3 protein-coding genes are annotated in these 3,024 nt (G+C 64.6%); all 3 read left to right on the forward strand.

What is annotated here, in order from left to right:
* Positions 1 to 280: 280 nt before the first annotated feature.
* Positions 281 to 1,777 carry an FAD-linked oxidase C-terminal domain-containing protein gene (locus EOC93_RS33160; RefSeq protein ID WP_127206719.1) on the forward strand — a complete coding sequence of 499 codons (1,497 nt, stop codon included), beginning with the start codon at positions 281 to 283 and terminating at the stop codon, positions 1,775 to 1,777.
* Positions 1,778 to 1,827: 50 nt separating this feature from the next.
* The gene (locus EOC93_RS33165) at positions 1,828 to 2,295 is read left to right on the forward strand and encodes a DUF559 domain-containing protein (protein ID WP_127206720.1); all 468 of its coding nucleotides are present in this window, start codon (positions 1,828 to 1,830) and stop codon (positions 2,293 to 2,295) included.
* A gap of 76 nt (positions 2,296 to 2,371) precedes the next feature.
* A partial coding sequence (locus EOC93_RS33170; protein ID WP_127206721.1) for an FAD-binding protein occupies positions 2,372 to 3,024 on the forward strand: 653 nt, incomplete at its 3' end.

The following is a 3,024-nucleotide window of genomic DNA, read 5'->3' on the forward strand; positions in this document are numbered from 1 at the left end:
CCCCCCTGGGGGGGGAGATGTCGCCGAAGGCGACAGAGGGGGTCGCCTCGGTGGAGCGCCAACGCTCTACCGACAAGAAATGACGTTGGCACTTTACGCGCCTGGACCCCCTCTGACCGCTTCGCGGCCATCTCCCCCTCAAGGGGGGAGAAAGCCAGCGGCAGATTGCCGCCGCAGAAGCCGGTCCCGGCGTCGGCTTCCGATTTCGGCCAAGCAGGATTTGCAACACGCACCCGCCACTGGTAAAAGATTTTTACCAGTCAATCGAAGGAGGCTGTTGATGTCCGGCCTGCTGATGCCGAAGCCAGACGACGCCACGATGCGCCGGCGCGACGAGATCGTCGCCGATATGCGCATCATCGTGCCCGGCGAAGGCGTGGTCGACGCTGCCAATTCAATGCGCGCCTTCGAGAGCGACGGCCTCACCGCCTATCGGCAATTGCCGCTGGTCGTGGTGCTGCCCGAAACGGTGGCGCAGGTCTCGCGCGTGCTGAACTATTGCAACGACCGCAACATCCGCGTTGTGCCGCGCGGCTCCGGCACGTCGCTGTCCGGCGGGGCGCTGCCGCTCGAAGACGCGGTGCTGCTAGTCATGAGCCGGTTCAACCGCATTCTCGAGATCGATTTTCCCAACCGCATCGTCGTCGCCCAGCCGGGCGTCACCAATCTCGGCATCACCACCGCCGTCGAGCAGGAGGGTTTTTACTACGCCCCCGATCCATCCTCCCAGATCGCCTGCTCGATCGGCGGCAATGTCGCGGAAAATTCCGGTGGCGTGCATTGCCTGAAATATGGCCTTACCGCCAACAATGTGCTCGGTATCGAGATGGTGCTGATGAATGGCGAGGTGGTGCGGCTCGGCGGCAAGCATCTCGACGCGGAAGGCTACGACCTGCTCGGGGTCATGACCGGTTCCGAAGGGCTGCTGGGTGTCGTCACCGAGGTTACCGTGCGCATCCTGAAGAAGCCGGAGACGGCGCGCGCGCTTTTGATCGGCTTCCCGACCAGCGAGCAGGGCGGCCAATGCGTCGCCGACATCATTGGCGCCGGCATCATCCCGGGCGGCATGGAGATGATGGACCGCCCGGCGATCCACGCAGCCGAGGATTTCGTCCATGCCGGCTATCCCTTGGATGTCGAGGCGCTGCTGATCGTCGAGCTCGACGGGCCGGGCGTCGAGGTCGATCATTTGATCGGCCTTGTCGAAGCCATCGCCTACAGGAACGGCTCGACCACCTGCCGCATTTCGCAGTCGGAGCAGGAGCGGCTGAGCTTCTGGGCCGGCCGCAAGGCAGCCTTCCCGGCGGTCGGCCGCATCTCACCCGACTATTACTGCATGGACGGCACCATCCCGCGCAAGGAACTGCCGCGCGTGCTCGCCGGCATGCGCGAGCTCTCCGAGAAATACGGGCTCGGCGTCGCCAATGTCTTCCATGCCGGCGACGGCAACCTGCATCCGCTCATCCTCTATGACGCCAACATGCCGGGCGAGCTCGACAAGGCGGAAAGCTTCGGCGCCGACATCCTGCGGCTCTGCGTCAAGGTCGGCGGCGTGCTGACCGGCGAGCACGGGGTAGGGGTGGAGAAGCGCGACCTGATGCCGGAAATGTTCAACCAGATCGACCTCGACCAGCAGATGCGGGTCAAATGCGCTTTCGATCCCAACCATCTGCTCAATCCGGGCAAGGTGTTTCCGCAGCTGCGCCGCTGCGCCGAGCTCGGACGCATGCACGTGCATCGCGGGCAAATGGCGTTTCCGGACATTCCGAGGTTTTGATGGCAACGTCTCAAAATGACGGTTCCTCGCCCCCGCGAAGCGGGGGAGAGGTGGCTCGGGCGAAGCCCGAGACGGAGAGGGGGCCTGCGGCCGACGTGCCAAGCCGACGCTCACCTGAAAGGATCGCGCGTGCCCGCGCGCTTCGCCATGGCAACAATCCGGCGGAAGCAACCCTCTGGAACGAGCTGAAGGCCAAGAAGCTGGGCGGATACAAATTCGTGCGTCAGATGCCGATCGGGCCATATTTCGCCGACTTCGCCTGCCGAAGCGAAAAGCTGGTCGTTGAACTGGACGGAAGTCAGCATGCCGGGAGTTCCTACGATAGGCGACGCGACGAATTCATGCGTGGCGAAGGGTTCTCGGTCGTGCGGTTCTGGAATGTCGACGTACTCAAGGGCCGGACGAGCGTTTGCGAGACTATCCTTGCGGTGCTGGAAGGGCGATTGGCCGAAGACGTGATCGCCTCGGACCTGAGGTTCGTTTTTGCGGCCAAGAAGGTTGGGGGTGGCGCTCTATGATTGCCCCCTCTCCGTCTCGGGCTTCGCCCGAGCCACCTCTCCCCCGCTTCGCGCGGGCGAGGAACCAGAGATCGCCATGACCATCTTCACCCCTTCGACCGCAACCGAAACCCTCTCCACCGTCGCCTGGGCTGCGGCAGAAGAATCGCCGCTCGAAATCCTCGGCCATGGCTCCAAGCGCGGCATCGGCCGTCCGCTGCAGACCGAGCACACGCTCGACCTGTCGAAACTGTCCGGCGTCACGCTTTACGAGCCGGCCGAACTGGTGCTGTCGGCGAAGGCCGGCACGCCGCTCGCCGAGATCGAAAAATTGCTTGCCGAAAACGGCCAGCAGCTGGCCTTCGAGCCGCTGGACTATGGCCCGCTGCTCGGCGGCGAAAAGGGAAAAGGCACGATCGGCGGCGTGCTGGCCTCGAACCTGTCCGGCCCGCGCCGGCTGAAGGCGGGGGCGGCGCGCGACCACATCCTCGGCATAGCAGCCGTCTCTGGTCGCGGCGAGGCGTTCAAGTCCGGTGGCCGCGTGGTCAAGAACGTCACCGGCTATGACCTGTCCAAACTCATGGCCAACAGTTGGGGCACGCTGGCTGTATTCACCGACGTCACCTTCAAGGTGCTGCCAGCCGCCGAGACCGAAGTCACGCTCACTCTGCGCGGCCTGCTCGACGATCACGCCGCAGCCGCCATGGCGCTGGCGCTCGGCTCCAGTGCCGAAGTGTCGAGCGCCAGCGC

Source organism: Mesorhizobium sp. M6A.T.Ce.TU.002.03.1.1 (assembly GCF_003997275.1).
In the GTDB taxonomy this organism is placed as follows: Bacteria; Pseudomonadota; Alphaproteobacteria; order Rhizobiales; family Rhizobiaceae; genus Mesorhizobium; species Mesorhizobium mediterraneum.

What these genes read in the sequence shown, in the direction of transcription:
- EOC93_RS33160 (WP_127206719.1), top strand. Translation starts at nt 281, where the DNA reads ATGTCCGGCCTGCTGATGCCGAAGCCAGACGACGCCACGATGCGCCGG.